The following is a 1,852-nucleotide window of genomic DNA, read 5'->3' on the forward strand; positions in this document are numbered from 1 at the left end:
TAGTGCCTGCAAGAAAACCTGCAACTATTTAGTAATCAACAATTAACAGTTGATAAGTCACTTGAATCTGGAATGAATTTTCTTTCTAAACTGGGTTAAAATGCCGAAATTAGGCTCTTTAAGGACTTAGATTCGCCCAAAAACAACGAAAGAAATAGCCAGATTGAAATATGAGAAATAGATTCGACCAACAACTATCCATCGGTAAACTACTCATCGCGGATACCGTTATTCCAATGGCAAAAAGAAATGGCCCATTGCCTGCTCTTTTTGCTGCGCTAAAAGAAATTTTCACCAACCCGAAATGGAACTCCCAAGTATTTGAAATCTTAGATCGTGCTATTCTGCCAAAAAACAACACCACCGGAAGACCCGGTATGGATTTATGGCAAATATTTGTTTTGTCACAGGTTCGTCTTTGTAAAAATATCTGTTACGACGACTTGCATTACATGGCAAACCATGATATGCTTTTGAGACAACTCATGGGCGTTGAGACAGAATCAGGATATGACAAATTGAGTATTGGTTATCAACGTATCATCGACAATGTTGATCTGCTTACGGATGAAACAGTACGAGAACTCAACCAGCTAATTGTTGCGTTTGGTCACGATGTATTTAAAAAAAAAGGGGAGGAAGCATTACGCTTAAAAACCGATAGCTTTGTGGTTGAAAGCAATGTACATTTTCCCACCGATTATAACCTGCTATGGGATAGTGGACGCAAATGTCTTGACATGGTTAGTAAACTGGTAGTTGACCAGGATTTTCCAGGTTGGCGAAAGCTAGATGACTGGCTTAAATGCTTGAAAAATCTCTCTCGTGCCATGGGCATAGGAAGTGCTTCGGGTGGTAAGGGAAAAGAAGAGCGTGTAAAAAATGCTGCGAAAAATTTAATACTAAAGGCAAAGACACTTTTACGAAAACTGGAAGCTTTTAGAATCGAATTCCAACCATCAAGTTTTAATCATATCGCTATACTGGCAGCTCTGGATGGGTATATGGCGTATTTAGAAAAACATATTGACCTAGTAGATAGACGTATACTAAAAGGTGAAACAATTCCTCACGCAGAAAAAGTGTTTTCAATTTTTGAAGAATATACCGAATGGGTCACAAAAGGAAAGAAACGACCGAACGTAGAGCTTGGCAAAAAAGCTGGTATAACTACTGATCAGTATCACTTAATTGTAGATTACCAAGTAATGGATCATGAGGCCGATTCTCAAATTGTATCTGGTTTAGCTAAAAGAATACTGCCACTATTCAAGGTTGATAGCTGGTCTTTTGACAAAGGATATTGGCATAAAGACAATAAAAAGTTACTAGTAGGCAAAGTAGATCAACTGGTGCTTCCAAAAAAAGGAAAATGTAATAAAGAAGAATCTGCGCAAGAAAAAACAACGCTGTTCAAAAAGTTGCGAAACAAACATAGTGCTGTGGAGTCAAATATTAATGAGTTGGAACATCGCGGTTTAGATCGCTGTCCAGACCGCGGCTACGCCCACTTTAAAAGGTATATCGGATTAGGAGTAAGTGCCTATAATCTCCGAAAAATTGGAGCTGAACTTATAGCTCGCGAAATCAAAAATCAAAAATCATTGGCGCGGAAGCAGGCGGCTTAGCAACTATCTTTTAATCAGTATTTTAACTATTTTGTGTGTTGACTAAAAGGAGAGCGTGTGCCGAGTTGATACATTTTTGACTAAAAAATAGGGCCAGTCAAGCTATTTCATCAAAAAAATCTAGATTGGTGATAAATCAAGCATAATTAATCGGACATTGAGCTGAGAAATTTTTGGAAATTCTATGAAATTACTCACAAGGGTAGTTTTCTGGCGGACACTAT

The 1,852-nt window shown here is 38.0% G+C and carries 1 protein-coding gene; it reads left to right on the forward strand.

From position 1 onward, the window contains the following. The first annotated feature begins 170 nt into the window (after window positions 1–170). Window positions 171–1,628 (forward strand): ISNCY family transposase, encoded by a 1,458-nt coding sequence (locus tag G3O08_RS20560; protein ID WP_163287328.1) that lies wholly within the window; start codon window positions 171–173, stop codon window positions 1,626–1,628. The last annotated feature ends 224 nt before the right edge of the window (window positions 1,629–1,852 follow it).

This window comes from Cryomorpha ignava, from assembly GCF_010686655.1.
In the GTDB taxonomy this organism is placed as follows: Bacteria; Bacteroidota; Bacteroidia; order Flavobacteriales_D; family Cryomorphaceae; genus Cryomorpha; species Cryomorpha ignava.

Coding starts and splice junctions, on each gene's coding strand:
- G3O08_RS20560 (WP_163287328.1), top strand. CDS start 171: ATGAGAAATAGATTCGACCAACAACTATCCATCGGTAAACTACTCATC.